At 67.0% G+C, this 1,333-nt stretch carries 2 protein-coding genes; both read right to left on the bottom strand.

Annotation, left to right across the window (positions count from 1 at the left end):
- Nucleotides 1-9: 9 nt before the first annotated feature.
- Nucleotides 10-960: an IS3 family transposase gene (locus FFS25_RS13275; protein ID WP_137803244.1), complete on the bottom strand. Its 951-nt coding sequence runs from the start codon at nucleotides 958-960 to the stop codon at nucleotides 10-12.
- The gene (locus FFS25_RS13270; protein WP_010080477.1) at nucleotides 957-1,274 is read right to left on the bottom strand and encodes a transposase; all 318 of its coding nucleotides are present in this window, start codon (nucleotides 1,272-1,274) and stop codon (nucleotides 957-959) included. The genes FFS25_RS13275 and FFS25_RS13270 overlap by 4 nt, the downstream gene beginning before the upstream one ends.
- Nucleotides 1,275-1,333 lie beyond the last annotated feature (59 nt).

Raw genomic sequence — 1,333 nt, 5'->3', positions numbered from 1 at the left:
TGTCCCGCGTCAAGTAGTTGGCAGGATTTCCTTGGTTTTGAATGTCGGGGTGGTGGGGTCGGCCAGGCCCAGGTGCACCTCCTTGGGCCGGTTCCATGAGACGGCCTCGTGGGGCCGGAGCTCGTTGTACTCGATCCGGTAGTCCTCGGCCCGCTCGGCGAGCACGATCGCGTCGTCAATCTCGTCCAGGTAGAGCCGTTCGTACTTCAGCGTGCCGAAGCCGCGTTCACGGGACCCGTTCTGCCCCGGGGTCTTCACTCGGGTGCGCACGTGGTGTAGCTCGGGGTGGGCGGCGATTAAGGACTCGAAGCGGAAGGACCGGAACGGCCCGCCGTTGTCCGTCACGATGGTCACCACGGGCAACAGCTCACCGGTCTCGGGATCGACCGGGCAGGCCTCGACCAGCGGGTGACCGAACATGGCCTCGTAGTCGGCCAGGGCCAACTCGATCGCGTCGATCGCGTCGTGCTGGTTCCCGGTGGGCGAAACGTGGAAGGGGTGCTCGTACTTGGACCAGTAGTCCCGGCACCCGGCCAGCCGCCAGGTCCCTCCGGTGGTGGTCTCGAACTCGCTGAAGTCCAGCTGCCAGACTTGGTTCGGGCCTGAGGGCTCGGTGGCGAACGCGGCCTTGCGCCGCTCGGCCAGCTTCCGTCGCTCCCGTTGGTACTGCGCGGGCAGAATCAGCCCCTCGTCGCGCAGGATTCGCAGCACGGTCGCCTCGGAAACCACATGCCCGTCGTGGCGGACCATTGCCCAGATCTTCCGATGCCCCCACGCCGGATGGGCCAGCGCGTGCTTGACCACCAGTTCCCTGGCGGCCTGCCGTCCCGGTTGCGGCCACGGTCCCTTCACCGCCGTCCCGGTGCGGGCCTTGGCCTGCCAGCGGCGCCAGGTCCGCTCGGGCATGTCGAAGAGCTGGCAGAACCTCGCGGTCGACATGCCCGCTTCCACGCGGATCACCTCGAGGTCCTCGAAGGGCCCAGCCGGCCCTCCGCGGACTTCTTCCACACCCTGGCTTCCAGGTGTGCCTCGCCCAAGGCCTGGGTCAGCTCGGCGACCTCGGCCTCCAGCTGTTCCTCTCGGGAGGATGGTCCGGACCTGCCGGCCACCAGGGCGGTCTTGCCGGCTTCCAGGAACTCGGCCTTCCACCGTCCGATGGACTGCTCACTGACTTTCTCCTTGCGTGCCGCTTCGGCGATGGACATCTCGCCGGCCAGCACGCTCAGCACTATCCGGGTCTTCTTCTCCGCCGGAATCGAGGGTGGTCTACCCATGTCTGACTCTCCTTCAGGACCTACATAACGGCCCTGCCACTAAGTCTGACGCGCGGCAA

It is taken from the genome of Kocuria sp. 2SI (assembly GCF_005502825.1).
Taxonomy (GTDB): Bacteria; Actinomycetota; Actinomycetes; order Actinomycetales; family Micrococcaceae; genus Kocuria; species Kocuria palustris.
Note: the sequence above shows the minus strand (reverse complement) of the source record. Positions and strands in the feature narration are given on the sequence as shown.

Excerpts from the sequence above, each read along its gene's own strand:
- FFS25_RS13270 (WP_010080477.1), bottom strand. The coding sequence starts at position 1,274 with ATGGGTAGACCACCCTCGATTCCGGCGGAGAAGAAGACCCGGATAGTG.